The sequence below is a fragment of the Jeongeupia naejangsanensis genome (assembly GCF_016865585.1).
Lineage (GTDB): Bacteria > Pseudomonadota > Gammaproteobacteria > Burkholderiales > Chitinibacteraceae > Jeongeupia > Jeongeupia naejangsanensis.
The window spans coordinates 204762-230510 of record NZ_JAESND010000001.1 but is presented as its reverse complement, the minus strand read 5'-3'; the positions used below and the strand labels follow the sequence as shown (position 1 = coordinate 230510).

The following is a 25749-nucleotide window of genomic DNA, read 5'->3' as shown; positions in this document are numbered from 1 at the left end:
TCGGGTGCCTTAGAACAGCGGCGTGCAGTCTGTTAGAATCACAGGTTCGTTCCACCTTACGCACCCAAACATGCTCAGCCTCTACAACACGCTCGCGCGCGAGAAACAGGTCTTCACCCCCATCCACGACGGCAAGGTTGACATGTACGTCTGCGGCATGACGGTGTACGACTACTGTCATCTCGGGCATGCGCGGGTGATGGTGGTGTTCGACATGGTGGCGCGCTGGCTGCGCGCATCGGGTTACGAGGTCAACTACGTCCGCAACATTACCGACATCGACGACAAGATCATCAAGCGCGCACTGGAAAACGGCGAGTCGATCAACGCCCTGACCGCACGCTTCATCGCGGCCATGGACGAGGACGCCGCTGCTCTGGGCGTGCAAAAACCCAGCCACGAGCCGCGTGCGACCGAGTTTGTCGGCGAGATGCACCAGCTGATCGGCAAGCTGATCGAGAACGGCCTGGCCTACCCGGCACCGAATGGCGACGTGTACTACGCAGTGCGCAAGTTCGACGGCTACGGCAAGCTCTCGGGCAAGAGTCTCGAGGACCTGCGCGCCGGCGAGCGCGTCGATGTCGACGTCAACAAGCAGGACCCGCTCGACTTCGTGCTGTGGAAGGCCGCCAAGGCGGATGAGCCGCAGGACGCCAAGTGGGCATCGCCGTGGGGTGAAGGCCGCCCGGGCTGGCATATCGAGTGCTCGGCCATGAGCTGCCATCATCTCGGCAGTCATTTCGACATTCATGGTGGCGGCGCAGACCTGCAGTTCCCGCATCACGAAAACGAAATTGCCCAGTCCGAAGGTGCCAGCGGCCACGCCTACGTCAACTACTGGATGCACAACGGCTTCATCCGCGTCGACAACGAAAAGATGTCCAAGAGTCTGGGCAACTTCTTCACCATTCGCGAGGTTCTGCAGAAATTCGACGCCGAAGTGGTGCGCTTTTTCATCCTTCGTGCCCACTACCGCAGCCCGCTCAACTATTCGGACGTGCATCTGAACGATGCAAAGAACGCGCTGACCCGGCTTTATACCGCGCTGAAGAGCGTGCCGCCGGCCGCCGTCACCCTGGACTGGCAGCAGGGCTACGCGGCGCGCTTCAAGGCCGCGATGGATGACGATTTCAATACCGTCGAAGCCATGGCCGTACTGTTCGAGCTGGCACACGAGGCCAACCGGCAGCAATCGGCACAGTTGTCGGGCGAGCTGAAGGCACTGGCCGCCGTGCTGGGTCTGCTGGAGCGCGATCCGCAAGCCTTCCTGCAGGGGGGCGATGCAGGGGAGTGGACGGCTGAAAAAGTCGAGGCCGCGATTGCTGCGCGCAAGGCGGCGAGAGTCGCAAAAAACTGGGCCGAATCCGATCGGCTGCGCGATGAGTTGGCTGCGGCAGGCATCGTGATCGAGGATGGTCCACAGGGAACCAGCTGGCGCCGCCAGTAAAGTGTTCTCGTGAAAACGGCCTCGATGAGGCCGTTTTCTTTCCTGCCCGTGCTCGACTACAATGACGCCGGGCATTTTGTGACTAGCGACTCATCCAGCCATGCGCCACCCAGACGACCGCCAAACCGCCGAATTACCGGGGCTTCCTGTCACCAAAAAACGCGGCCGCCCCTCGATCGGCGCCAAAGCCATGACGCCGGCCGAGCGCAAGCGCCGCAGCCGCTTCAATCAGCTGCAACGTGCCCTGCAAAGCAAGGACGTCGCCAATACACAGATTCCGGCCCAACTGAATGCGGTAGTCGACGAGTCCACCCGTCGTTACCTCGTGACTGCAGCGCGTGAACAGAACACCACCGTAGGCCGACTGATCGACCAGATGGTCGCTGCCGAGCGTCACCGGCAGGAGGAAGCCAAACGCCCCGCGTTCGAGCTTGTTCCGCCCAGCGCACCACCGGTGCGTCGCTAAGCCGGGACGAAGTTACTCCGGCTGCGACGGCTGAACGGCCAGCTCGACATACGAGATGAAGAACTGTGCCGGCTCGACCGAGTCATCCCCCAGCGTCCAGGCGTCTTCCATCGTGCTGTTGTCGGCGGATGCTTTCATCCAGAACTCGGCCAGCTGTTTTTCGCTCAGCTTGTGCTGGCGCCCGTAGGCAATGGCATCCTGCTTGGCGGCACGATAACAAGGGATGGCCTTGCGGGCGTACTCGCTGCCAGCCGGATCGAGGTTGGCGGGAATGGTCCGCAAGCAGGTCACGAACGCCTGCGTCAGCGGACCTTCCGAGGTCTGCACCGTGGCGGCGAATGCCAGCGTAGTCAGCTGGGTGGCAACGAGCGCCGCCGCTGCCTTGAGAATGGTTCGGTTTTTCATGGGCGAAGCATAACGTCAGCAACGATCGGCTGTGAATGGATAGTCGACCGGGTGTGCGATCCTGGTCGCGTTATCGGGGTCGGAGCAAAGAATTCACCGGTGCCGATAGCGGCTGGCCTTCGATTCTGCGGGGCGGATGGGACGTGCCTGACGGAGTAAGTCGGCACTCGCGACGCGAGCTTTCATCAGAAACCGGTGTTCGCCGTGGTAATTGTTGCCTGCGGCATATGACGCTGTCCGCAGCTTGAGCTGGGTCAAGCCCTCCGATAGCAGGCGTCAATTAGACTTCGGCATCCGTTTAATTTTTCCGTTGCCCGGGTGTCGCCCCTCGTCCTTTGAATTGATTCGAACTCGTCCTGCGTCCTCCGCGCTTCGGCAGCCAAGGAGGACGTGCGCATGCAGGGTCATGACAAACAGCAGAGAGGGGAAACGACCGCAACGTGGTATCGGCAGGATGCCGGCGCCGTTCTGGAACAGCTGCAAAGCGGCGAGCGCGGGCTGAATGACGCTGACGCGCTTGCGCGATACGAACGGCACGGCCCGAACCGGCTGCCGGAACGGGCAGGACGCCCGGTCTGGCTCAAGTTCATCGCCCATTTCAACGATGTCCTGATCTACATCCTGCTCGCCGCCGCGGTGCTGACCGGCGTCATGGGGCACTGGGTCGATACGGCAGTCATCCTCGGCGTGGTGGTGATCAACGCGCTGATCGGTTTCTATCAGGAGAGCAGCGCCGAGAAATCCCTTCAGGGGATCCGCGGCATGCTGTCGAGCCGAGCTTACGTCATCCGGAACGGCGAAAAACGCGATATCGATGCCGAGGAGCTGGTCCCGGGCGACATCGTCACCCTGCGCCCCGGCGACAAGATTCCTGCCGATTTACGGCTGATCGAAGTCCACAACCTGCGCGTCGAAGAGGCCATCCTGACCGGCGAGTCGACCGTTGTGGCCAAACAGGTCGATGCGATCGACCGCGAAGTCATGATCGGCGATCGCACCAATCTGGCGTATTCAGGCACCACCGTCAGCGCCGGCACCGCAACCGGCGTGGTGATTGCGAGCGGCGAACAGACCGAGCTGGGCCACATCAACGGCATGCTGGCCGCGGTCGAGCCGCAGCAGACGCCGCTCCTGCTGCAGATGCAGCGACTGGGCAAGGGCATCCTTTACCTGATTCTTGTCGTGATGGCACTGCTGTTCGTGTTCAGCGTCGTGCTACACGATCTGCCCATTGGCGAGCTGCTGCTCGCGCTGATCAGCCTGGCCGTTGCCGCCGTGCCTGAGGGCTTGCCGGCCATCATCTCGATCATCCTGTCGATGGGCGTGCGCAGCATGGCAAGGAAAAACGCCATCATCCGCAAACTGCCCACGGTCGAGACACTCGGTGCGATGACGGTGATCTGCTCCGACAAGACCGGCACGCTGACAATGAACGAGATGACCGTCAAGGCCGTGCTTCAGTCCGACGGGGGCTATCTGGTCGAAGGCGAGAGCTACGATCCGGTTGGCACGCTGTCCGATGAAGCAACCGGCCAGCCGGTCCAGCCAGCCAGTCGATCCGCGCTGAAGCAGTTCATCGCGGCCATTCATCTGTGCAACGACGCGCAGCTGCGACGTGGTGACGACGGCCGCTGGCAGATCGTCGGTGCGCCGACGGCCGGCGCACTGCAGGTGCTGGCCGCCAAGACCGGCCTGCGCTTCGAGGATGCCGAACTGATCGACAAGATTCCGTTCGATTCGGCCTACAAGTATCAGGCCACGCTGCATCGCATCGATCAGGGCAACACCGTGTTCATCACCGGCGCACCTGACGTGCTGTTTGCGATGGCGGAGTCCGAGCTGGGCGAGGGCGGGGCGCAACCGTTCCGCCGGGCATTCTGGGAAGCAGAAATGGCCCGCTACGCCCGACTCGGCCTGCGCATGGTGGCTGCCGCCTGCAAGCCGGCAGCCGATGATGCACACCGGATCGATCATGCCGGCCTGCCCGGCGGCGTGGTCTTCCTCGGCATTGCAGCGATGATGGACCCACCCCGTCCCGAGGCCATCGAGGCGATTGCGGTCTGCCAGCAGGCCGGCATCCGGGTGAAGGTGATTACCGGCGACCACCCGGAAACGGCGATGGCGATTGGCAAGATGCTCGGCATGCGCGACTGGCAGGATGCCATCACCGGCGCGCAGCTCGAGCACATGAGCGACGCAGAGCTGGGCAAGGCGGCCGCGAATCACGACATCTTTGCGCGCACCAGCCCGGAGCACAAATTGCGGCTGGTCCGGGCGCTGCAGGCCAGTGGCGAAGTCGTCGGCATGACCGGTGACGGCGTGAACGATGCACCGGCGCTGAAACAGGCCGACGTCGGTATCGCCATGGGCATCAAGGGCACCGAGGTCACCAAGGAGGCCGCCGACATGGTGCTGGCCGACGACAACTTCGCGTCGATCGCCCGCGCGGTCACCGAAGGACGTCGCGTCTACGACAACCTGAAAAAGACCATCCTGTTCGCGTTGCCGACCAACCTGGCGCAAGGCCTGCTGGTCGTCATCGCACTGCTGGCCGGCACGACGATTCCACTGACGCCGCTGCAGATCCTCTGGATGAACATGGCGACGTCGACCACGCTGGCCTTCGGTCTGGCGTTCGAGCCGGCAGAGGCGGGCATGATGCAGCGCAAGCCGCGTGTGCCGGGCAAATCCATCCTCGATCTGCATGCCTTGTGGCGCATCGGGCTTGTCGGCGTGCTGATCGCCGGCAGCGCCTTCTGGCTCGAGGCGTACCTGCTCGGCCGCGGTTATGGCGAAGACTTCATCCGTACGGTGCTGCTGCAAACGCTGGTCACCGCGCAGTGGGTCTACATGTTCAATTGCCGCATTCAGGACCGGTTCTCGCTGAATGCCACGATGTTCCGTAACGCCGGCCTGTGGCTGGCAAGTGCAACCTTGCTGCTGCTGCAACTGGCGATCTGCTATGTGCCGGCGATGAACCGGATTTTCGGCACCGAACCGTTGCCGCTGGCGTACTGGGGCATTGCCCTGATGATCGGTTTGGCCGTGTTCGTCGTGGTCGAACTGGAAAAGTGCGCCGTTCGCTGGTTCTTGCGGGGACGCGGCAAGGCAGCCGAAGCATGAACGTAATTGACCATCAACTCAGGAGATCGTGATGACCACCATCCTAGTTCCCGTCGACGGCTCGCGTCCGTCGATGAATGCGGTCCAGGCCGTGCTTGATTTCGCCGATCACCAGCCGTTTGACCGACTGGTGCTGCTGAATGTGCAGGTACCGATCGTTCGGGGCCGCAGCTTCATGAACGACGGCGACGTCCTCGCCATCTACAAGGCGGAAGCCGAGCGTGCTTTCGACGGCGCCTGCAGTGCGCTCGAGGCGAAGGGCGTCCAGTTCGAAGTGTGTGCCCGGCCCGGCCCGGTAGCGGAAACCATCGTGCTCGTCGCAGAAGAAATCGGCGCCGACCACATCTACATGGGGACGCGCGGCTATGGCGCCGCGGTCAGCGCCATGCTGGGGTCCGTGGCCGGCAAAGTGGTCAGCCTGAGCGATCTGCCTGTCACCCTTGTCAACTGAGCCGAAAGGAGAACCTGCCATGCTGAACATCCTGATTCCGGTCGATGGTTCGGACAATGCCCTGCGCGCAGTCGATTACGCGATCAAACTGGCTGCCGGCGGCAAACCGCTGACCGTACGGCTACTCAACGTACAGCAACCCATGCTGTATCCCTCGCTGGTCGAGGGGCTCATCAACACCCAGTCGATGCAGGCGATGCTGCAGGAGCAGGGCGAGGCCGCCATCGCTGTTGCGGCCGACAAGCTGACCGAAGCACATGTTCCGTTCAGCCAGAAGATCGTCTTCGGCAAGCCCGCCACGGTGATTCGCGAACAGGCCAATCGCGCCGACTGCCACCGCGTCATCATGGGAACACGAGGCAGTGGCACGCTGCAGCGCTTCGTGTTCGGCTCTGTCGCGTACAGCGTGGCCAGCAGTGCTGGCGTGCCGGTAACGCTGATCAAGTAAAGCCTTGCCGCCCGGCGATTGCCGAGCTGAAAGCGTCGAAAACACCGGAAGTGATGCGCTTCCGGTGTTTTGCTGATTCCGGTGCGACTGAGCCCGCACCAGAGCAAACCCAGGGTGCCGCAGCAGGTGGGGCGTCGTGGCGCTGCGTTTGCCGCGTGCAAGCTACGACGGCTTGCCTTTTGATACCCGGCTGGGCGCACAGCCAAAATGACTGCTGAATCGGCGGGAGAAACTGGCGATTTCCTGATATCCGAGCGCAGTGGCCACGTCAGCGACACGTCGACCATCCTGCAGCCATTCGCGTGCGAGTTGCATGCGGACATCGAACACCAGTTGGGCGGGTGCCCGGCCGAACCGGCGGACACAGAGCCGATGCAATTGGGTCGCGCCCAATCCCACGCGCCGACAGAGCACCGCGACCGACCAGTCGGCGTCAGGCGCCTTGCGGACATCGTCGAGGAGTTGCAGCAAGGATTGCTCGCGTGCCGGTCGTGTACCGGCCAGCCCAAGCAAGCGCTCAAGCTGGCGACTGACCAGCTCGAGCGTCTGCGGGACCAGTGCATCGTGCGCTCCTTCATTGCTGAGCTGAGCCTCTCGCTGGAAGAGTGAGACTGCGTCATGCAGTCGCGCACCATGTTTAGAACTGCCCACCCACGGGTGGCCCCGGTTCAGTGCTTCCCAGCGGACCTCGTCGCCAAGTAGAAACCATGCATGAGGCATGGCCTCGCTACCGATGCGGCGATAGCCGCGATGGCCACGCATCGGCAGCACGCCGTACTGCCCGGGCCCGACCAGCCAGTGCTGATCCCCTTCAAACAGCTCCGCCATGCCGTCCAGCACGACGATCAGCACGTGAAACGGCGCATCGATTCTTTCAATCTCGCAAGGGCCGTCCGGGCGGCCCACGCCGCACATGAAGATGCCGTACTGGCGCATGGCCGGGCACGACGCCTGGTGATAAACATGAGCCCCGACCAGACGCGAGACCTCGGACACGACGTCCGGGGCAAGGTCGAAGCGCTCGTAGTAGATGGTGGCCATGGCGGTGCGTTTGCTGGAGTGGGGCGGTCTGAACCTGATACGAACAACCGCATGATCGGACAAATTTCCAGCAAGGACGAGACATTCCGTCGGCATTGAACGGCGAAATAGAATGCGTGCGGTGGGATGGCCCGGTTGAAAAGGTGACCCACTTCTTCCCGACCGACTGGCCCCTAATACGAGCCGCCCATCAAGCGAGCCGCGTTGCGCCGGCTTGCAAACGGCCCTTTGGCTTAACCCCGACAGTTGCAAGTTGGGGGGGGGCGTGCTGAGTATGGCCGGTCCTTGCAAATCACAACTAAAAATGCATCTACGAATGAGGATCATGATGAAACGAATTACTATCGCATTTGCCCGGCTCGTTGCTGCTGCATTGGCCTTCCAGTCCACTCAGGCTTTGGCGTTGGATGCGAATCAGGAGGTGGGTGCCTTTTCTTCCGAAAGCGCCGAAGGCAAGGCAGGTGGCAACAAAATGGTGCGAGTGAAGGTCGATTGTGCCAACGACAGCAAAGCGCTGAAAAACGCGCTGGAGAAAAAGGCTTGGAATGCCGACAAAGTACGGTTCGTCATTTCCGGTGAGTGCAACGGTCCTTTGGTGATCGACCGCAATGGATTCGAGGTGGTCGGTGATGCGCACAAGCCTGCAGCCGTTCGCATCAGCCAGAGCAACCGGGAGCAAGCCGCAATCCTGATTCAGTCTGCTTCCGCGCGCTTCGCCAATTTCAATGTCGATGTTCCGGGTGGAACGGCTGCGATCAAGGCCAAAGCCAACGCCAGTGTCACCGTCGATCGCATCACCACCAACGCTCAAAGCGATTGGGCTGCACCAATGGCCCAGCTGGTCGCAACCGACAGCAGCAGCCTGTTCCTCGCAAACCTGAGCGGTAGCGAAGTTCTGGTCATCGGCGGGTCAACCGTCGAGTTCGAATCGGGCAACACCCGGACAACGCTCGATGTACGTGACACCTCGACTGCAAAATCCGGTCATGCCAATGAATTCAGCAATGTACAGCTGTCCGCCAACGCCTATTTGCTGGCAGACAACAGGACGAGAATCGACACATTGGGCATCTGGGGGAAAGCGTCGGTTGAAATCGATCGCGATAGCCGGGTTGGGCAGCTAGGCATGGGAGGGCAGACGATGTTTGCCGCCTACCGGAATTCGTCGGTTTCCGGCCCCTATGCCATCTACGGCAATGTGGTGATTGAAATCAACAATTCGACAGCGACAGGATGGAAAACAGTGAGCAACCCGCATGCCATGTTTATTGGCAGCAACGCCACGGTCAACAACCAGCTTTATCCGGACTGGAGCTGGAGTGGGCAGGATGGGCTTGGCAAGCCTTAGGTAGAAGCGTGCTGATTCCCCCCTGCATGGTGTGAACGGCCCGCGGCACGCCATAGTTGAACAAAAACCTCGACTTGTTCGGGGTTTTTGTTTTTCTAAAGGCGCCACAACTCGCTCTATCCCATTGTTGATGAATTTATTTCGTCTCACGATTTCTTGGCGCCGGCATCAGGCGCATTGGCGAGGCGCGCAATTGAGCGAGTCGTAGAAGAGGGGTGCGAAGGTGAATGCTCAAATAGCGCCATGCGCGGCGAGGTTGCGATATTGCCCTTTGAAATACAGCAATGGCTGCGTAGCAGCAGCTTCTTGAAGATTTAACGCCTTCACTTCGCCAATCACGATCAGGTGATCACCTGCGCCGTGTTCGGCGTGAATTTCGCAATCAAGCCAGTGCAGGCTGCCGGTGATGATCGGATTGCCCAGCGGTGATTCCTGCCATTCGACGTCGTGCCACTTGTCGGCGCCTTGTCGAGCGAACTGGTTGGAAATCTTGACCTGCTCGCCTGACAGGATGTTGACTGCAAATCGACCTGCCCGGCGAATTTTGGGGTAGCTGTACGAATCGGACATCACGCTGAATGACACCAGCGGCGGGCTCGTCGATACGCTATAGAATGACTGGCAAGTGAAGCCGAGCGGTTCATCATCAATGTGCGATGTAATCACCGTAATGCCGGATGCGTAGTGCCCGAGCGCTTCGCGAAAGCGTAATGGCTCGATGACGGTGCCAAAAAGTGACATGGTGGATCCTGAGTATTGAGTGCAGCCAGAAGAGCATTCAGGAAGGCCTGAAGCAGCCCGATCATTCAGGCCGACCTCACCCTTCCCGTATAGCACTTCCTTATTCAGCTTGGGATTAGATCGAGAGTTCCCTGCGGACGATTTCCGCGCCTGCGCTCAAAGCATTCAGCTTGGCTCTTGCCACCTGGCGGGGCAGGGGGGCCATGCCGCAATTGGTGCAGGGGCAGAGCTTGTCGGCATCGACAAATTGAAGCGCTTTTCGCAGTGTATTGGCGACCTCTTCAGGCGTCTCAATGATATTGCTGGCCACATCGATCGCCCCGACCATTACTTTTTTGCCGCGAATGAGCTCAAGCAGATCCATGGGTACGCGGGAATTGTGGCATTCCAGCGAGATCATGTCGATGCTGGAGGCTTGCAGCTTGGGGAAGATTTCTTCATATTGCCGCCACTCGGACCCAAGCGTCTTTTTCCAGTCCGTATTGGCCTTGATGCCATAGCCATAACAAATGTGCACGGCGGTTTCGCACTTGAGGCCCTCAATGGCGCGTTCCAGCGTGGCGATACCCCAGTCATTGACCTCATCGAAAAACACATTGAAGGCCGGTTCGTCGAACTGAATGATGTCCACGCCGGCGGCTTCCAGCTCCCGGGCTTCCTGATTGAGGATTTTGGCGAATTCCCAAGCTAGCTTCTCGCGGCTTTTGTAATGTGCATCGTAAAGCGTATCGATCATGGTCATGGGGCCTGGCAGGGCCCACTTGATCGGTTGATCGGTTTGCCGGCGCAGAAACTTGGCATCTTCAACAAAAACCGGCTTCTGGCGGCTGACTGCGCCCACCACTGTCGGCACGCTGGCGTCGTAGCGATCACGAATTCGCACGGTCTCACGCTTGGCGAAATCCACCCCATCGAGGTGCTCGATAAACGTCGTGACAAAGTGTTGGCGCGTTTGTTCGCCATCACTGACAATATCAATGCCCGCTTGTTGCTGTTCTTGCAATGACAAGCGCAAAGCATCTTGTTTGCCATCGGCCAATTCTTCGGCCTGCAATTTCCAGGGTGACCAAAGTGTCTCGGGCTGAGCCAGCCAGGAAGGCTTGGGCAAACTCCCCGCAGTCGAAGTGGGTAACAATTTTTTCATGATGACTGACCTGTGTTTTTTATGGATCAAAGCGCGTAATTGGCAGACCATTCCTCAAGAAGGGCCCGGTACGGCTTGACGAAGCATTCCTCGGCAAATTTTCCCTGTTCAATCGCTAGCCGACTGCGTTCTTCACGATCATAAACAATATGAGTGACCGAATGATCCGGATTTTTCAGGTTCGGCTTGTAGCATGCACCTGCGGCGGCATTGGCGTTGTAAATCTCGGGCCGATAAATTCTCTGAAATGTTTCCATCGTACTGATGGTGCTGATCAGTTCAAGATTGGTGTAATCGTTCAGCAAATCACCAAAAAAATAAAACGTCAGCGGCGCAACACTATTGGGTGGCATGAAGCAGCGGACCTGCAACCCCATTTTTTTGAAATAACTCTCGGTCAAAGAGGACTCATTTGGGCGATATTCAAAACCCAGCACGGGATGCTGATTTTCAGTCCGGCAATAGGTTTTGTTATCTGAAACACTGAGGCAAATGACCGGCGGCTTGGAAAAATTCTGCTTGTACGTGTCAGAATTCACGAAGTTTTTGAATATTTTTCCGTGCAAGTCGCCAAAATTGTCCGGGATGCTGAATTTGGGTTGATTCTTGTTGTGCTCCAGCAGCAATACACTAAAATCATAATCCCGAACGTAGGATGAGAAATTATTCCCTACAATGCCTTCGATGACTTCGCTGGTGACGCGATCAACAATGCTTGTTTTCAGAACCTCAATCGCAGGAAAGGCATTGCCATCACTTCCAATAGCCATCTCGACGGAAATGATTTCAAGCTGGAGAGCGTAACGATCTCCACTTGGGTTGTCCCAGTGCGCCAGAGAGTTGAAACGATTGTCGATCATTCTCAGTGCGTTGCGCAGGTTTTCCTGGCGTTGCTGCCCCCTGGCCAGATTGGCGAAGTTGGTTGTAATGCGCGTGCCGTCCGATGGTTGATACTTCTCATCGAAACAAATGCTTTTGATGGTGAATGTGAACTCTTTATTCATTGCGATCCGGCACCCTTTTATTTTTCCCACAGTCAAGCGGCTGAGTGCATTTTATGCCAAGCGATCGATGAGTAAAAATGATCTAATCTCATTAATGCATTAGTTGCGATCATGGTTTGGTGCGTAGCCAGAACTCAATATTGCTCATGTCGACATGACGGAGATTTGCACCCCGGAGCGGTCTTGAGGCTACAGCGCCCCATCGTGGTTGTTAGCTGCAGGCCAGAAGGCCATCAGGCAGGGCGGCGATAGCGAAACTGCGCCAGGCCCGACCCTGATGAGTTTGCCGCCCGCACGAGGTCTTTTTGCGTCTTCCGCCTTCTTTGTGCCAAGCCTTCTCCTCTTGCAAATGGGTGCGGACATGCTTTGCGCCCTGGCTTTTGCTGTGCTGATGATCGTAGTTGCCGCCGTACTTGGCGCAGCTGTGAAGAAGAGCGGAGCTGGGAAGGGTGCCTCGCTGCCGCTGGAGGCAACTCACGTGCGGTGAATTGCGGAGACAACTGAAGAAACCCAGATGCGAGAATTTTCGCTCGTATCAAAAAGCCTCGTTGATCTGGAAATACACGCCAGCCGTATCGCGGCCGACGCCGAAGTCGAGCCGCACGTTGACGCGCGGCTTGAACTCGAAGCGGTAGCCGACACCGACGGTCGGCAGCCATGGCGCATCCTTGCCGAGCCCACCGACCGAGTCGGCCAGCGTGCCGGCGCCGCCCCAGAACACCACGCCGTGGCGGCCGGTGATGTGGTGGCGGTATTCGAGCTGGGCCGAGATGACGTCCTTGTCGCGGTACTGGCCGAGGAAGTAGCCGCGCATCCGGTTGCCGTTGCCCAGCTGCGACATCATCGTCCAGGGCACATCACCCCAGGCGAGGTGGCTGTAGATGTCGAGCGCCAGAACGTCGTGCTCGCCGACCGGGTGGTAATAGTCGTAGATCGTTTCCAGCGTCTGGAAGCGGTTGTCGCTGCCGAAGCCCGGCGCGTAGAACGCGGCGTTCACCTGCAACGCCTGGCCGTACTTCGGATTGGGGATGAAATCGCGGCTGTCGTAGTAGAAGTGTGCGGTGATCCCCGACGCCAGCACCGATGGGCCGTCCGGATCGGTGTCGATCGCGCTGCCGGCTTCGACCTCGGTCGCATGCGTCTGTGTGAGGCTCCAGCCGACGCCGACATAGGTGTTCGGTGCGACCCGGCGCAGGATCTTCGGCGCCAGCGAGAACTCTTCCTTGGTGTAGTCGTGCTTGTTGGCGTCGTCGCTGCCGGCGTCGTAGCCGACGCCCCAGTACGCGGTCGGCAGGTTGACCATCATCCCGGTCGCCTGGAAGCGCCAGCTGTCGTCGCCGAAGAAGGTATTGTTGTCGAAGCCCAAGCCAATCGCGCCAACGGAGCTGACGAAGCCCTTGAGCGTCAGTGTCGACAGCTGGGTGTCGGGCAGGGCGCCCGGCGGCTTGTACAGCCCGACCGCGGCCATGCCGATGCCGACACCCATTTCCGGGTTGTAGAACGGTCCGGGCAGCACGCCCCAGTCGATACCCTTGCTCAGGTCGACTTCCTTCGAGGCGCCGAGGCGGGTCAGGGTACGGTCGAGCCAGCTGTCGTCGTCGGCACGGGCGGTGCCGGCGAGCAGCGTGGCAGTCAGGACGAGGGCGCAGAGTCTCATCGGGTCAGAAGCGGTAGAAGGCGCTCAGAATGTAGCCCTGTCGCGCGCCGAAGGCGAGTTCCGCCATCAGGCTGATATTGCGGTTGACCATCCAGTGGAAACCGGCCAGCCCGTTCCACGGATTGGCAATCTTCTCGTCGATGCTGAAATTGACCTTGGTGTCCTCGCCGATGTCGGTTTCCGACGTCGGCAGTGTCGCCGAGCCGGTGATCGTCACCGTGGTGTGCAGATAGGTCGCGCCGGCATAGGTCATCACCGTGCCGTAATCCCCGAGCTGCCAGTTGACCCCGACACGGGGCGCGACGTTCAGGCTCTTGGCGTCGGTGTCCGACATCGACACGTTCGATACCGTGTAGGTAACCGGTAGCGAGAAGAACAGCCGGTCGAGGTTGCCGACCAGGGTCATGCCGACCCCGTACGAATAACCGTCGTAGTTGGCGCGCGCGGTGGCCTCGAGCGTCTTGCCGCACCAGTCCGGCTTGCGGCGGCCCGAGCAGCGGTCGATCCCTGTGATGAACTGCACCGCATCGTCGGCCTTGATCGACAGGCCGATGTCGCCGCCACCGCTGATGTGGCCGGCAATGCCGTAGACGTTCATGAACGGGAACAGCCATGCGCCGACCTGGACCTGTTCGGAATGGTTCTCCAGCGTGCTTTTCGGAAAGGCGACGAAACCGGCCGATCTCAGCGGATTGTCGTTGACCGACACCTTCAGGTTGCTCAGCAGCATGTTCTGTTCGGTGTAGTAGTACGAAAAGCCGACGTCGTACGGATTGGGCAGGTCGATGCCGCGGTCGACAACACGCTGGGCGAAGAAGGGCAGTGCGCGGTCCCACTGTTTCGGCGCCGCGGCGCCGTCCTGCGGCGGCAGTGGCGTGACGTTGCCTTCGTAGCCAAGGTTAGGCAGCGCGACGGCCGACGTGGTCTCGGCCGCCAGGGCCGGCTGCGCAGCACACAGCAGCAATGCCGGTAGCCATTTTTTTATTGTCGATTTCATGGGGATTAGGCTGCTCACCAACGTGAAGCTATCGCCGCGATGATAGTGGGCGACAGTTAACTTGTCGCAAATTTTTGGGCGCTGGTTATCGCATGGCCGGCGTGAAGCGTCACGGGGCTGTCAATCTCCTGTCCCGCACATGTGCTACAAATCGGGCAAGCCACGTCCCGGCGGCTTCGCCAATCGGACTTCGGAGGAGGCGAGGCTGGGCAGCAAGATCTTTCAATCTCGAACCGAAAAGGCCGAAAATGAAAGCTGTTTCCGTTGAAGAGGCGGTGGCCATCATTCCTGATGGCGCGAGTCTCATGATTGGTGGCTTCATGGCGGTGGGCTCGCCGGAGCGCTTGATCGACGAACTGGTGCGGCAGCACAAACGCGGGCTCACGGTGATCGCCAACGATACGGCTCTGCCCGGCGCGGGCATCGGCAAGTTGGTGAGTGCCGGATTGGTCAGCAAGGTCATTGCCAGCCATATTGGCCTCAATCCGGAAACCCAGCAGAAAATGCTGGCCGGTGAACTTGAGGTGGAGCTGGTGCCCCAAGGCACGCTGATCGAGCGCATCCGTGCTGCTGGCCATGGCTTGGGCGGCGTCCTCACGCCGACCGGAGTAGGGACCATCGTCGAAGAGGGCAAGCGCAAACTGGAGGTGGATGGCAAGGAGTATCTGCTGGAAACGGCCTTGCATGCCGACTTCGCGCTGGTGAACAGCTTTCTGGCCGACTACCTCGGCAACCTCCATTACACACTGACGGCCCGGAACTTCAATCCGGTAATTGCCATGGCAGGCAAACAAGTCATTGCCGAGGCGGACAACATCGTCCCCACCGGCGTTATCAGCCCGGATCAAGTGCATACCCCCGCTCCGGTGATTGACTATCTATTGATGAACGGGTGACCGACATGGATGCACAAATCACAATTGCCAAGCGGATTGCGCAGGAACTGCGCGATGGCATGCTCGTCAATCTGGGCATCGGCATTTCCTCTTTGGTGGCCAATTACCTGCCAGCGGGAATCCATGTCTATTTCCAATCCGAAAACGGTCTCATCGGCACCGGGCCGGTGCCGGAACCGGGCATGCAGCTCCGCCTTCTCACCGACGCCGGAGGGCGGCCCGTGACCGCTTTGCCTGGCGCTTGCACCTTCGACAGTGCGGTTTCTTTCGGCCTGATCCGTGGCGGACATGTCGACATGACGGTACTCGGCGGTCTCCAGGTGGACCAGCAGGGGCACCTCGCCAACTGGATGATTCCGGGCAAAATGGTGCCGGGCATGGGGGGCGCCATGGACCTGGTCACCGGCGCCAAGCGGGTGGTGGTCGCCATGCAGCATACGGCCAAGGGAAAGGCCAAAATCGTCAAACAATGCAACCTGCCACTCACTGCAGAGCGCCAAGTAGATCTGCTGGTCACTGATCTCGCGGTGATTGCCTTCCCGGGCGGACGAGCCACGCTGCTGGAGATTGCGCCGGGTGTGACCGTGGCCGATGTTTTGGCCAGCACTGAGGCCGAGCTGATCGTACCTGAACAGGTGCTGACGATGGCGATCTAACGGTCGGTAAACGCGATTTTGCGGTTAGGGCACGGCTCGCAAGGGGCGTGCCGGGCCAACGCTAGAGAAACTCGATGACTCGACGCAAACAGCAAGCAGGCCAAGGACGCCGAGCGTGACGCCTTCTTGGCCGAGGCGGGCATCAAAACGTTGCACTTCCGGCAGATTTCCACGGTTAAGCACTCGACCGTTTGAAGACCGACGGTGATTAACTACGGGAAAATCTTGTTCAGCATCATCCCGAATCGCGCATCCTTCGAGCACTGTCGCCGATAGAAATCACGCTCTTTGCTCAGGCGCTCGATTAGGTTCGCCTGAGCCTTGGCCAGCTCGCCACAGGTGCGCAGATACTCCGTGTGCACTAGGTCGTCGTAGCGGATGCCGCAGTTGTGGTGTTGGTTCGGCCGGGCGATGATTCTGCCGCGCTCGATGCGCATTCCGGCGAACTCGCCGAAGCCTGCCGGCAATTCGGCCCCAGTCACGCAACGGATGAAGGCGTAGACCATCCGGGTGATTTTCTTCTGGCCGCGTACGTAGCGCTCGTACTCGGCCTCGCTGATGCCCATCGAGGCAGCCATCGTCGCCGATGGCAATCGACGCATCATCATCAGCAGGTCGGTGCTGTTTGGTGCTGGCGTTAAAAAACCCCCGGCGAGCGGGGGTTTTCTTTCTTCGGCATCAGAAGGAGTTTTCCGAGGACGTCGAGATATTCGAGCAAACAACTTAACATAATATACATTATGCGACTATATGTTCATATTGTTGTTGCCGTTTGACCTAGGTCAGATTTATCTTGGCACCCAAGGACTACGATGACGTTGAATTATTGATACCGATGGTTGTCCGATTCGTTGGCACATGTTTTACGAAGCAAGGCTCTAGCTGAACCGGCACCGCCATCCGATCGACCACGACTCGATCACGGCATGTCTTGAAAACCAAGGAGATCACCATGGCTGTTACTTCGGTGCAAGAACTCGACGCACTGGTTGCCCGCGTCAAGAAAGCGCAGCAACTGTTTGCAACCTATACCCAGGAGCAAGTCGACAATATCTTCCGCTGCGCCGCACTGGCTGCCGCTGACGCACGCATCCCGCTGGCCAAGCAGGCGGTTTCCGAAACCGGCATGGGCGTGCTTGAAGACAAGGTCATCAAGAACCACTTCGCCTCCGAATACATCTACAACGCCTACAAGGACGAAAAGACCTGCGGCATCCTGTCGACCGACGATGCGTTCGGCACGATCACTATTGCCGAGCCGATCGGCATCATCTGTGGCATCGTCCCGACGACCAACCCGACGTCGACCGCGATCTTCAAGGCGCTGATTTCGCTGAAGACCCGCAACGGCATCATCTTCAGCCCGCACCCGCGAGCCAAGGACTCGACCAACGCTGCTGCTCGTCTGGTGCTCGAAGCCGCCGTTGCCGCCGGTGCGCCGCGCGACATTATCGGCTGGATCGATGCGCCGAGCGTCGAGCTGTCGAACCACCTGATGAAGCACCCGGACGTCAACCTGATCCTCGCGACCGGCGGCCCGGGTATGGTGAAGGCCGCCTACTCGTCCGGCAAGCCGGCGATCGGCGTTGGCGCCGGCAACACCCCGGTTGTCGTTGACGAAACTGCCGACATCAAGCGCATGGTCGCTTCGATCCTGATGTCGAAGACGTTCGACAACGGCGTGGTGTGTGCGTCCGAACAGGCCGTGATCATCGTTGACGAAGTCTACGAAGCCGCCAAAGAACGCTTCTCGAAGAACGGTGGCCACATCCTGAGCAAGAAGGACGCCGAAGCGGTCCGCAAGGTCATCCTGATCAATGGCGGCCTGAATGCCAATATCGTTGGCCAGTCCGCGATCAAGATCGCCGAGATGGCTGGCGTCAAGGTACCGCCGTATACCAAGGTGCTGATCGGTGAAGTGACGTCGGTCGGTGAAGAGGAAGCCTTCGCGCACGAAAAACTGAGCCCGGTGCTGGGCATGTACCGCGCCAAGGACTTCTACGACGCGGTGACCAAGGCCGAAGCGCTGGTCGCGCTGGGCGGCATCGGCCACACCTCCTCGCTGTATACCGACCAGGATCTGCAGGGCGAGCGCATCAACTACTTCGGCGACAAGATGAAGACCGCGCGGATCCTCATCAATACGCCATCGTCGCAAGGCGGCATCGGCGACCTGTACAACTTCAAGCTCGCCCCGTCCCTGACGCTGGGTTGCGGCTCCTGGGGTGGCAACTCGATCTCCGAGAACGTTGGTCCGAAGCACCTGATCAACAAGAAAACCGTCGCGAAGAGGGCCGAAAACATGTTGTGGCACAAACTGCCTAAGAGCATCTATTTCCGCCGCGGTTGCCTGCCGATCGCACTCGAGGAGCTGAGCAACAAGAAGCGCGCCGCCATCGTGACCGGCCACTACCTGTTCAACAACGGCTTCTGCGACGAAACCATCCGCATCCTCAAGCAGATGGGCCTCGAAGTCGAAGTGTTCTACGACGTGCCGGCCGATCCGACGCTGGAAGTGGTCCGTGCAGGTGTGGCGCTGCTGAACACCTTCAAGCCGGACGTGATCATTGCCCTGGGTGGCGGTAGCCCGATGGATGCAGCCAAGATCATGTGGGTGATGTACGAACACCCGGACGTCCACTTCGAAGAACTGGCCCTGCGCTTCATGGACATCCGCAAGCGCATCTACAAGTTCCCGAAAATGGGCGTGAAGGCAGAACTGATCGCGATCCCGACCACCTCGGGTACCGGTTCGGAAGTGACGCCGTTCGCCGTGGTGACCGACGAGAAGACCGGCATGAAGTATCCGATCGCCGACTACGAGCTCACCCCGAACATGGCGATCATCGACGCCAACCTGGTCATGGACATGCCGAAGAGCCTGACCGCTTACGGTGGCATCGACGCAGTGACGCACGCCCTGGAAGCCTATGCATCGGTGATGGCAACCGAGTACTCGGACCCGCAGGCCCTGCAGGCGCTCAAGCTGCTGAAGGAATACCTGCCCTCCTCGTACGCCAACGGCGCCAAGGATCCGAAAGCGCGCGAACAGGTGCACAACGCGGCCACGATCGCCGGCATGTCGTTTGCCAACGCCTTCCTCGGCGTCTGCCACTCGATGGCGCACAAGATCGGTGCCGAGTTCCATCTGGCGCACGGTCTGGCCAACGCCCTGCTGATCTCGAACGTCATCCGCTACAACTCGGCCGACATTCCGACCAAGCAGACCGCGTTCAGCCAGTACGACCGTCCGATCGGCAAGTGCCGTTATGCCGACATCGCCGAACATCTCGGCCTGCCGGGCAAGAATGACGACCAGAAGGTCGAGTCGCTGATCGCCTGGGTCGACGAGATGAAGGCTTGCCTCGACATTCCGATGTCGATCCAGGCGGCCGGCGTGCCGGAGAAGGAGTTCCTCGCCAAGCTCGACGAAGTGGCCGAAGAAGCATTCGATGACCAGTGCACCGGCGCCAACCCGCGCTATCCGCTGATCTCGGAACTGAAGCAGCTGCTGCTCGACAGCTACTACGGCCGCCCGTACGTTGAAGCGTACGAACGCGATCAAGCCAAATAAGCGTGGCGCGACTCACCCTCGTTAGAGGGTGAATCAAACAGATCGCGCCTGCGATCGCACCAAGGAAAGCAAAGGCAACGCCTTTGCTTTCTTTTTTTTGTCATGAAACCGCGCGTTTCATTTCACCATCCTATGCTTCATGAGCCCGAACAAATCCGTCCATCCGGAAGAGACACCGCTCATGAACATCGGAACCATCCGCGAACAGGCATTCGCCATGCCGTTCACCAGCCCCGCATTTCCTGTTGGGCCCTACCGGTTCGTCGATCGCGAGTACTTCATCGTGACCTACCGCACCGACCCGGCCAAGTTGCGCGAGGTCGTACCCGAGCCGCTGGAGGTGACCGAACCGCTGGTGCATTACGAGTTCATCCGCATGCCGGATTCCACCGGCTTCGGGGATTACACCGAAAGTGGTCAGGTCATCCCGGTGAGCTACAAGGGCCAGACCGGCAGCTACACGCACGCGATGTATCTGAACGATCACCCGCCGATTGCCGGCGGCCGCGAGTTGTGGGGGTTTCCGAAGAAGCTCGCCGCACCACGACTGCAGGTGCATATCGACACACTGGTTGGCGAACTGGACTACGGTGCGGTTCGCGTGGCGACGGCGACGATGGGCTACAAGCACAAGACGCTCGATGCGGCGGCGATCGCGCGCTCACTGTCGGATACGCCGAACTTCCTGCTGAAAATCATTCCCCATGTCGACGGCACCCCCCGTATTTGCGAGCTGGTGCGTTACCACCTGCAGGACGTCACCGTCAAAGGCGCCTGGTCCGGCCCTGCTGCACTCTCTCTGTTTCCGCACGCGCTGGCACCGGTTGCCGAGCTTCCCGTGCTGGAGGTGCTGGAAGCCCGCCATATCGTGGCAGACCTGACCCTGGGACTGGGTGAAGTCGCGTTCGACTATCTGGCCTGAGGAAAAAGCATGAGCACACGCAAACAGAATCCTGCCACGCACGACGGCACCGGCCTCTATCAGAGCCCCCGCCTTCCGGATGATCATCACTACGAGATCGTCGCACTGGTGCTTCAAGGTGGCGGTGCGCTGGGCGCCTATCAGGCCGGTGTCTATCAAGGCCTTGCCGAAGCGGAACTGCACCCCAACTGGGTGGCGGGTATCTCGATCGGCGCGCTGAATGCAGCGATCATCGCAGGCAACCCGCCCGAAAAACGGGTCGAGCGCCTGCAGCAGTTCTGGCAGACGATCTGCCGCCCCCCTTTCCTTCCGCCCAGCCCGCTTGCCGCCATGGATCGCACCGACGGCTGGCCGAGCACTTTCGTCCGATGGAGCAATGAATGGGAGGCATGGCGGGCACTGCTCGAAGGGCAGAACGGCTTCTTCCTCCCCCGCTTCTTGCCGCCGTCGAGCGGCACGCCGGCCAGTGTCAGTTACTACGATACGGCACCACTGAAGCAGACGCTGGAAGCGCTGGTCGATTTCGACCGGCTCAACGATGCGGGGGAAATGCGTGTGACGGTGGGGGCCGTCAACGTCAAAAGCGGCAATTTCGTTTCATTCGACAACACGACCGAGCGCCTGCGTGCCGAGCACTTCATGGCATCGGGTGCACTGCCTCCCGGCTTTCCGGCGGTTGAAATCGACGGCGAGTATTACTGGGATGGCGGCGTGGTATCGAATACCCCGCTCTATCAGGTACTGACCGCCGAACCGCGCAAGAACTCGCTGATTTTTCAGGTCGACCTGTGGAGTGCACGCGGGGATTTGCCGAACAACATGGGTACCGTGGCGCTACGGCAAAAGGACATCCAGTACTCGAGCCGTACCCGCATGATCACCACGCAAATGGCGCGCAACCAGCAGTATCGGCGCCTGTTGCGGGAGCTGCTGGAGCTGGTGCCGGACGATGTCAGACGTGACAACCCTTGGTGCCGGGAAGCGGCCAAAATGGCGTGCGACCGCCGCTTCAACATCATCCACCTGATCTACAACGACAAGGATTGCGAGGGGCACTTCAAGGATTTCCAGTTCGGGGCGCCGACCATGCGCGAGCACTGGCGCAGCGGCCTGAGCGACATCGAGCACAGTCTGGCATTCCCCGACTGGCTGGACATGCCCACGGCCGATGCGCCGGTCCGCACCCACGACGTGCATCGTCAGTAGGTGCGTCCGGCGATCAGCTCAGCGCAATGGCTTCAAGCTGCTCGCTCAGCATCAGCCATTCAAGCTCCAGCTCGTCGATATCGCTCTTGAGTTGTGCCTCGCGGCGCAGCACCAGCTGCAACTCATCCTTGCGGCTGACGTCGTACAGCGCGGCGTCCTGCAGCTGGGCAGTCAGCTCGGCGTGTTCGGCCTGCTTCGGCGTCAGCGCTTTCTCGATCTTGCCCAGCCGCTGCTCGATCGGTTTGCGTTGTTGCGCCAGCGCCTGCCGCGCTTCTGCCTCGGCCCGTTTTTGCGCCTTGCGATCAATCCCCGCATCGGATGCCTGCAGACTGGCTGATGCCGTTTCGGCGCGTTTTTCCTGGCTGTAACGCGAGTAATCGTCTAGGTCGCCATCGAAAGGCCGCACCCTGCCCGCTTCGATCAGCCAGAAATCGTCGACCGTAGCGCGCAACAAGTGCCGATCGTGCGAAACAAGGATGATCGCACCGTCAAAATCGGTCAGTGCGCGCGTCAGCGCCTGGCGCATGTCGATGTCGAGGTGGTTGGTCGGCTCGTCGAGCAGCAGCAGGTTCGGCCGCTGCCAGATCACCAGCGCCAGCGCGAGGCGCGCCTTTTCGCCACCCGAAAACGGCGCCACCGGGCTCGATGCCATCGTCCCGCGAAAATCGAAACCGCCGAGGTAGTCGCGCAGCTCTTGCTCGCGAACGTCGGGCGCCAGCTTCTGCAGGTGCCACAGCGGCGATTCGTCCAGCCGCAGGTGCTCGAGCTGGTGCTGGGCAAAGTAACCGACCTTGAGTCCCTTGCCTTCATGGCGTTCGCCGGCCAGCAGCGGCAGTTCGCCAACCAGCGTCTTGATCAGCGTCGACTTGCCGGCGCCGTTGACGCCAAGCAGGCCGATCCGCGCCTGCTTCTGCAGACTGAGCTCGAGCTTGCCCAGCGTGGGTTTGTCCGGGGTGTAGCCGGCTGCGCCGCCTTCGATACGCAGCAACGGATTCGGGCTCGACTCCGGCTCGCGAAACGAGAAGGTAAATGGTGAGTCGACGTGCGCAGCAGCAATGATTTCCATCCGCTCGAGCGCCTTGACCCGGCTCTGCGCCTGCCGAGCCTTGCTGGCCTTGGCCTTGAAGCGGGTGATGAACGACTCGAGGTGGGCGATTTCGCGCTGCTGCTTGTCGTGCGCCTGCTGCTGCTGCGACAGTTTTTCGGCGCGTTGCGCCTCGAAGCTGGCGTAGTTGCCGGTGTAGAGGTTGAGCTTGCCCTGTTCGACATGCAGGATGCTGCCGACGGTGGCGTCAAGAAAGTCGCGATCGTGCGAGATCACTAGCAGCATGCCCTGATAGCTGCGCAGCCAGCCTTCCAGCCAGACAACGGTTTCGAGATCCAGGTGGTTGGTCGGTTCGTCCAGCAGCAGCAAATCGGAGCGGCACATCAGCGCCTGCGCCAGATTCAGCCGCATGCGCCAGCCACCGGAAAAGTCGGCGACCGGTCGCTGCATTTCCGCTTCGCTGAAGCCTAGACCGGCCAGGAGCTTGGCACCGCGCGCCCTTGCGGTGTAGCCATCGACGGCTTCGTAGCGCGACAACAGCTCGGCGTGATGGACGCCGTCGTCGTGATCGAGAGCCAGCTCCCGCTCGAGCGCACTGAGTTCGGCGTCGCCACGCAGCACGTAATCGAGCGCCGGCTCGGCCAGCGCCGGGGTTTCCTGCGCGACATGGCCAATCGTCAGTCGCGGCGGCAGCTCGATATCGCCGCCATCGAGATGCAGTTCGCCACGCAGCAAGGCAAAGAAGGAGGATTTTCCGGCGCCGTTGGCGCCAACAACGCCGGCCTTCTGGCCGGGGTTGAGGGTCAGGTCGGCTTGGTCAAGCAGGACCTTGAGGCCACGTCGCAACGTGGCGGATTTAAGTCGGATCATGCCCCGGAGTTTACCAGACCTCCGAGGCGCAGCGCCGCTGCCGGAATCAGGCGATCAGCGCGTCACGCAACTGGCTGAACGCATCTTCGGTAACGCCCGCGCCAAGGTCGATACGCCGCAGCACGCCGCTGGCGAGATGCATCTCGACCTCGTGACGCATGAGCGTCAATCCCTTGTCCGTACGGCTGGTCAGCAGGAAGCGCGACCCCTGCGGGCTGATCCAGCCGACACGCAAACGCCGCGGGGCTGCGTCGCCATCGAACCACTCCACCCAATCACCACGAGCGGGTAACGGCGAGCTGGCTACGCCGATTTCGGCTGGACCGGCTGTTTCGGCCCGAATGTCGGACTCGGGATCCGGCTGGATGATTTCATCGGTGATGTATTCGATTTCGGGCGTGACAGCACGAACCGGCAGAACGACTTCCGTTTGAATGGCGACGGGCGCCGCGGCGAGCGCCAGCTTCAAACCCTGCCGGATGGCACTGGCGTGCAGCTGCACCAGCTCGGCAAAGAACGCCTTGCGCACTTCGTCGGCAACATCGGTGTCACGCATGCCTTTTTCGAGTCGCGCCAGCAGTGCCGGCAAGGTGTTCACCAGCTGGAGACGATCCTCCGGCCGTACTTTGGGCGCAACGCTCCACAGCAGGTCGTCGACAACGGTCAGACGCTCGACAAACAGTGGCGCGGCTTCGCCATTGGTGTCGTAGGCGGCAACCAGGGCCGCGCGCCATTGCGTCTGGATGAAGGCGCCGACAACGGGCGGGTGTTCCGGCTGCAGCCGCTGTTCGAGCAGTGCCTGCACGGTGGCCTGTGCAAGCTCGCTGATTTCGCCAGCCAGCAGGGCTTCTGCCTGCTCGCTGATCGATGCATCAAGCGCAGTGCTTTCGGCTTCCAGCCAGTGATTGAGCGAATCGAGCGCAGTCTGGAAAACCGATGCATCGTCGCTGAATGTGTGAGCTACTTCGGCGATCAGCTCGGCAAACTTGTGCAGCCGGGCATCGTCTTCGGAGGGCTCGTTCTGCCATTCCAGACTTGCTTCGGCGATCCGGTCGATCAACCGGCGAGCCGGGTGGGACTTGTCGCTGAAAAAACCGTTGTCCAGCATTGCCGCTTTGAGCGCAGGAACCTGCAACCGCGACAACAGACCCTTGGCGGCGGTCGGCAACCGCGCATCGTCGAACAACCGGTCAAACAGCAGTGTGACCAGCTCGACCGTCATCGTGTCGAGCCGGTCCAGATCCTGGGTCCAGCGGCTGCCGCGCAGCAGGGCCAGCAGGTTTTCCGGCTGCGCGAACACGTCCTGCGACGTGCCGAACGAATCCTGCTGCAAATGATCGAGGAAATTGAACCAGTCCGGCCGGACCGGGCGCTGTGCAACCGGCGCGCCGCCATTCGAAAACAGCTGATTCAGATGGGCAATGAGTTCCGGTCTCAACAGCGAAGCGGCGGTGGTAGCGCCCCCTGTACTCGCATAGCCCCCGCCATCGGTATAACCACCCTGCTCGGCCGTACCGGCCTGGGTTGATGCGGCATCGTCACTTCGCTCGGTGGCCGGTCTGGCCGGGCGCGAGGCGGCTGACCGGCGCGCCAGCGTCGGCAGCGCAACGTTCTGCTGGATCAGGTATTGGTTGAGCTGTTGGTAGACCCCGGCAACACGGCCGGAGAGTTCGGTCTCGAACGTTCTCAACGCGACAAGCCGCGCAGCCAGACCGCTTTCGAGTTGCTGGCATGCACTGAGGAAGGCCTCGCAAATGGCCTTGGGGCTGAGTGGCCCGGAGGACTCATCGCGCTCGGGCAACAAGGTGGCCAACCGCTGCTCCAGCTGGGTCAGCGTATCCCCGCCCTTCTGCTGCATGGCGTTCGTGACACTGCTCAGCGTCAGCGAGGCTTCGTACTCGTCATTGGCCACCAGCGACAGGGCATCCGGCGTCAGATTGACCTGGTAGTAGCTGCTGTCACCGCGTGAATCCCGTGATTGCAGGCTGGCTTCGAAGCTGGCCAGAAACTGCTGCTTGAACGCGGCGACGATGGCGTCTTTCTTGGTGCGCGCCTCGACCCGGGCATCAAAGTACTGGTCGCGCAGCCCGCGCTCGGTCGTCGTTTCGGCCAGCTGGAAAAAGGTTTCCTCGAGCTCCTCGAAGAACTCGTCGAGCGACTCGGTCAGCATCTCCAGCGCGAGGTCGCGACAGGCGATCAGCGTTCCCGCTTGCGGGCTGGCTTCGGTTCGGGCGCGTACGGTGTGCATGAGGGGACCGGCATGTCATTGACGTATATTAGGTTATGGTAATGTTTAGCAAAATTGCAG

The 25749-nt window shown here is 60.5% G+C and carries 21 protein-coding genes; 11 read left to right on the top strand and 10 right to left on the bottom strand.

The window, feature by feature from the left end; all coding sequences use genetic code 11:
* Positions 1 to 70 precede the first annotated feature (70 nt).
* The gene (gene cysS, locus JMJ54_RS01055; RefSeq protein ID WP_203536096.1) at positions 71 to 1447 is read left to right on the top strand and encodes a cysteine--tRNA ligase; all 1377 of its coding nucleotides are present in this window, start codon (positions 71 to 73) and stop codon (positions 1445 to 1447) included.
* A gap of 190 nt (positions 1448 to 1637) precedes the next feature.
* Entirely contained in the window at positions 1638 to 1913 is a 276-nt protein-coding gene (locus tag JMJ54_RS01050) for a hypothetical protein (protein WP_203536095.1), read from the top strand.
* 12 nt (positions 1914 to 1925) lie between these two features.
* Here JMJ54_RS01050 and JMJ54_RS01045 read toward each other — a convergent pair whose 3' ends face one another.
* Positions 1926 to 2318 (bottom strand): hypothetical protein, encoded by a 393-nt coding sequence (locus tag JMJ54_RS01045; protein WP_203536094.1) that lies wholly within the window; start codon positions 2316 to 2318, stop codon positions 1926 to 1928.
* Positions 2319 to 2714: 396 nt separating this feature from the next.
* Here JMJ54_RS01045 and JMJ54_RS01040 point away from each other — a divergent pair, with 396 nt between their 5' ends.
* From JMJ54_RS01040 to JMJ54_RS01030, 3 genes are read left to right on the top strand one after another with little or no spacing between them, the layout of a single operon-like run.
* Positions 2715 to 5441: a cation-transporting P-type ATPase gene (locus JMJ54_RS01040; protein WP_203536093.1), complete on the top strand. Its 2727-nt coding sequence runs from the start codon at positions 2715 to 2717 to the stop codon at positions 5439 to 5441.
* A 31-nt stretch (positions 5442 to 5472) separates the two neighbouring features.
* Positions 5473 to 5892, top strand: a complete 420-nt coding sequence (locus tag JMJ54_RS01035) for a universal stress protein (protein ID WP_203536092.1) — start codon at positions 5473 to 5475, stop codon at positions 5890 to 5892.
* Between the two features lie 19 nt (positions 5893 to 5911).
* Positions 5912 to 6340 (top strand): universal stress protein, encoded by a 429-nt coding sequence (locus JMJ54_RS01030; RefSeq protein WP_203536091.1) that lies wholly within the window; start codon positions 5912 to 5914, stop codon positions 6338 to 6340.
* A gap of 162 nt (positions 6341 to 6502) precedes the next feature.
* Here JMJ54_RS01030 and JMJ54_RS01025 read toward each other — a convergent pair whose 3' ends face one another.
* On the bottom strand, positions 6503 to 7381 hold the full coding sequence (locus JMJ54_RS01025) for a helix-turn-helix transcriptional regulator (protein ID WP_203536090.1): 879 nt from the start codon (positions 7379 to 7381) through the stop codon (positions 6503 to 6505).
* A gap of 325 nt (positions 7382 to 7706) precedes the next feature.
* On the opposite strand from JMJ54_RS01025, the gene JMJ54_RS01020 reads away from it, so the two are divergent.
* The gene (locus JMJ54_RS01020) at positions 7707 to 8729 is read left to right on the top strand and encodes a hypothetical protein (protein ID WP_203536089.1); all 1023 of its coding nucleotides are present in this window, start codon (positions 7707 to 7709) and stop codon (positions 8727 to 8729) included.
* Between the two features lie 231 nt (positions 8730 to 8960).
* On the opposite strand, the gene JMJ54_RS01015 is transcribed toward JMJ54_RS01020, so the two are convergent.
* The 5 genes from JMJ54_RS01015 to JMJ54_RS00995 all read right to left on the bottom strand — a co-directional run bounded on the left by JMJ54_RS01015 (position 8961) and on the right by JMJ54_RS00995 (position 14272).
* Positions 8961 to 9470, bottom strand: a complete 510-nt coding sequence (locus tag JMJ54_RS01015) for a flavin reductase family protein (protein WP_203536088.1) — start codon at positions 9468 to 9470, stop codon at positions 8961 to 8963.
* A 115-nt stretch (positions 9471 to 9585) separates the two neighbouring features.
* Positions 9586 to 10614: a methionine synthase gene (locus JMJ54_RS01010; RefSeq protein ID WP_203536087.1), complete on the bottom strand. Its 1029-nt coding sequence runs from the start codon at positions 10612 to 10614 to the stop codon at positions 9586 to 9588.
* A 26-nt stretch (positions 10615 to 10640) separates the two neighbouring features.
* Positions 10641 to 11618: a DUF1852 domain-containing protein gene (locus JMJ54_RS01005; RefSeq protein WP_203536086.1), complete on the bottom strand. Its 978-nt coding sequence runs from the start codon at positions 11616 to 11618 to the stop codon at positions 10641 to 10643.
* A 535-nt stretch (positions 11619 to 12153) separates the two neighbouring features.
* Positions 12154 to 13275, bottom strand: a complete 1122-nt coding sequence (locus tag JMJ54_RS01000; protein WP_203536085.1) for a BamA/TamA family outer membrane protein — start codon at positions 13273 to 13275, stop codon at positions 12154 to 12156.
* Between the two features lie 4 nt (positions 13276 to 13279).
* On the bottom strand, positions 13280 to 14272 hold the full coding sequence (locus tag JMJ54_RS00995) for a hypothetical protein (protein ID WP_203536084.1): 993 nt from the start codon (positions 14270 to 14272) through the stop codon (positions 13280 to 13282).
* 248 nt (positions 14273 to 14520) lie between these two features.
* Between JMJ54_RS00995 and JMJ54_RS00990 the strand changes: the two genes are divergently transcribed.
* Both JMJ54_RS00990 and JMJ54_RS00985 read left to right on the top strand, forming a co-directional pair.
* Positions 14521 to 15168, top strand: a complete 648-nt coding sequence (locus tag JMJ54_RS00990) for a CoA transferase subunit A (protein WP_203536083.1) — start codon at positions 14521 to 14523, stop codon at positions 15166 to 15168.
* 5 nt (positions 15169 to 15173) lie between these two features.
* On the top strand, positions 15174 to 15824 hold the full coding sequence (locus JMJ54_RS00985) for a 3-oxoacid CoA-transferase subunit B (protein ID WP_203536082.1): 651 nt from the start codon (positions 15174 to 15176) through the stop codon (positions 15822 to 15824).
* Between the two features lie 212 nt (positions 15825 to 16036).
* Here the strand turns inward: JMJ54_RS00985 and JMJ54_RS00980 are convergent, their stop codons facing one another.
* A complete protein-coding gene (locus tag JMJ54_RS00980; RefSeq protein ID WP_203536081.1) occupies positions 16037 to 16432 on the bottom strand; it encodes a hypothetical protein in 396 nt (131 codons plus the stop codon).
* Between the two features lie 344 nt (positions 16433 to 16776).
* On the opposite strand from JMJ54_RS00980, the gene adhE reads away from it, so the two are divergent.
* The 3 genes from adhE (at position 16777) to JMJ54_RS00965 (ending at position 21526) form a co-directional block, all read left to right on the top strand.
* Positions 16777 to 19398 (top strand): bifunctional acetaldehyde-CoA/alcohol dehydrogenase, encoded by a 2622-nt coding sequence (adhE, locus tag JMJ54_RS00975; protein WP_203536080.1) that lies wholly within the window; start codon positions 16777 to 16779, stop codon positions 19396 to 19398.
* A gap of 181 nt (positions 19399 to 19579) precedes the next feature.
* On the top strand, positions 19580 to 20320 hold the full coding sequence (locus JMJ54_RS00970; protein WP_203536079.1) for an acetoacetate decarboxylase: 741 nt from the start codon (positions 19580 to 19582) through the stop codon (positions 20318 to 20320).
* 9 nt (positions 20321 to 20329) lie between these two features.
* The gene (locus JMJ54_RS00965) at positions 20330 to 21526 is read left to right on the top strand and encodes a DUF3734 domain-containing protein (protein ID WP_203536078.1); all 1197 of its coding nucleotides are present in this window, start codon (positions 20330 to 20332) and stop codon (positions 21524 to 21526) included.
* A gap of 13 nt (positions 21527 to 21539) precedes the next feature.
* On the opposite strand, the gene JMJ54_RS00960 is transcribed toward JMJ54_RS00965, so the two are convergent.
* Positions 21540 to 23441 carry an ATP-binding cassette domain-containing protein gene (locus tag JMJ54_RS00960; protein WP_203536077.1) on the bottom strand — a complete coding sequence of 634 codons (1902 nt, stop codon included), beginning with the start codon at positions 23439 to 23441 and terminating at the stop codon, positions 21540 to 21542.
* Between the two features lie 46 nt (positions 23442 to 23487).
* Complete coding sequence (locus tag JMJ54_RS00955; protein WP_203536076.1) at positions 23488 to 25689, bottom strand: DUF1631 family protein; 2202 nt, start codon at positions 25687 to 25689, stop codon at positions 23488 to 23490.
* Positions 25690 to 25749 lie beyond the last annotated feature (60 nt).

What these genes read in the sequence shown, in the direction of transcription:
- cysS (WP_203536096.1), top strand. Translation starts at nt 71, where the DNA reads ATGCTCAGCCTCTACAACACGCTCGCGCGCGAGAAACAGGTCTTCACC.
- JMJ54_RS01050 (WP_203536095.1), top strand. Translation starts at nt 1,638, where the DNA reads ATGACGCCGGCCGAGCGCAAGCGCCGCAGCCGCTTCAATCAGCTGCAA.
- JMJ54_RS01045 (WP_203536094.1), bottom strand. Translation starts at nt 2,318, where the DNA reads ATGAAAAACCGAACCATTCTCAAGGCAGCGGCGGCGCTCGTTGCCACC.
- JMJ54_RS01040 (WP_203536093.1), top strand. Translation starts at nt 2,715, where the DNA reads ATGCAGGGTCATGACAAACAGCAGAGAGGGGAAACGACCGCAACGTGG.
- JMJ54_RS01035 (WP_203536092.1), top strand. Translation starts at nt 5,473, where the DNA reads ATGACCACCATCCTAGTTCCCGTCGACGGCTCGCGTCCGTCGATGAAT.
- JMJ54_RS01030 (WP_203536091.1), top strand. Translation starts at nt 5,912, where the DNA reads ATGCTGAACATCCTGATTCCGGTCGATGGTTCGGACAATGCCCTGCGC.
- JMJ54_RS01025 (WP_203536090.1), bottom strand. Translation starts at nt 7,381, where the DNA reads ATGGCCACCATCTACTACGAGCGCTTCGACCTTGCCCCGGACGTCGTG.
- JMJ54_RS01020 (WP_203536089.1), top strand. Translation starts at nt 7,707, where the DNA reads ATGATGAAACGAATTACTATCGCATTTGCCCGGCTCGTTGCTGCTGCA.
- JMJ54_RS01015 (WP_203536088.1), bottom strand. Translation starts at nt 9,470, where the DNA reads ATGTCACTTTTTGGCACCGTCATCGAGCCATTACGCTTTCGCGAAGCG.
- JMJ54_RS01010 (WP_203536087.1), bottom strand. Translation starts at nt 10,614, where the DNA reads ATGAAAAAATTGTTACCCACTTCGACTGCGGGGAGTTTGCCCAAGCCT.
- JMJ54_RS01005 (WP_203536086.1), bottom strand. Translation starts at nt 11,618, where the DNA reads ATGAATAAAGAGTTCACATTCACCATCAAAAGCATTTGTTTCGATGAG.
- JMJ54_RS01000 (WP_203536085.1), bottom strand. Translation starts at nt 13,275, where the DNA reads ATGAGACTCTGCGCCCTCGTCCTGACTGCCACGCTGCTCGCCGGCACC.
- JMJ54_RS00995 (WP_203536084.1), bottom strand. Translation starts at nt 14,272, where the DNA reads ATGAAATCGACAATAAAAAAATGGCTACCGGCATTGCTGCTGTGTGCT.
- JMJ54_RS00990 (WP_203536083.1), top strand. Translation starts at nt 14,521, where the DNA reads ATGAAAGCTGTTTCCGTTGAAGAGGCGGTGGCCATCATTCCTGATGGC.
- JMJ54_RS00985 (WP_203536082.1), top strand. Translation starts at nt 15,174, where the DNA reads ATGGATGCACAAATCACAATTGCCAAGCGGATTGCGCAGGAACTGCGC.
- JMJ54_RS00980 (WP_203536081.1), bottom strand. Translation starts at nt 16,432, where the DNA reads ATGATGATGCGTCGATTGCCATCGGCGACGATGGCTGCCTCGATGGGC.
- adhE (WP_203536080.1), top strand. Translation starts at nt 16,777, where the DNA reads ATGGCTGTTACTTCGGTGCAAGAACTCGACGCACTGGTTGCCCGCGTC.
- JMJ54_RS00970 (WP_203536079.1), top strand. Translation starts at nt 19,580, where the DNA reads ATGAACATCGGAACCATCCGCGAACAGGCATTCGCCATGCCGTTCACC.
- JMJ54_RS00965 (WP_203536078.1), top strand. Translation starts at nt 20,330, where the DNA reads ATGAGCACACGCAAACAGAATCCTGCCACGCACGACGGCACCGGCCTC.
- JMJ54_RS00960 (WP_203536077.1), bottom strand. Translation starts at nt 23,441, where the DNA reads ATGATCCGACTTAAATCCGCCACGTTGCGACGTGGCCTCAAGGTCCTG.
- JMJ54_RS00955 (WP_203536076.1), bottom strand. Translation starts at nt 25,689, where the DNA reads ATGCACACCGTACGCGCCCGAACCGAAGCCAGCCCGCAAGCGGGAACG.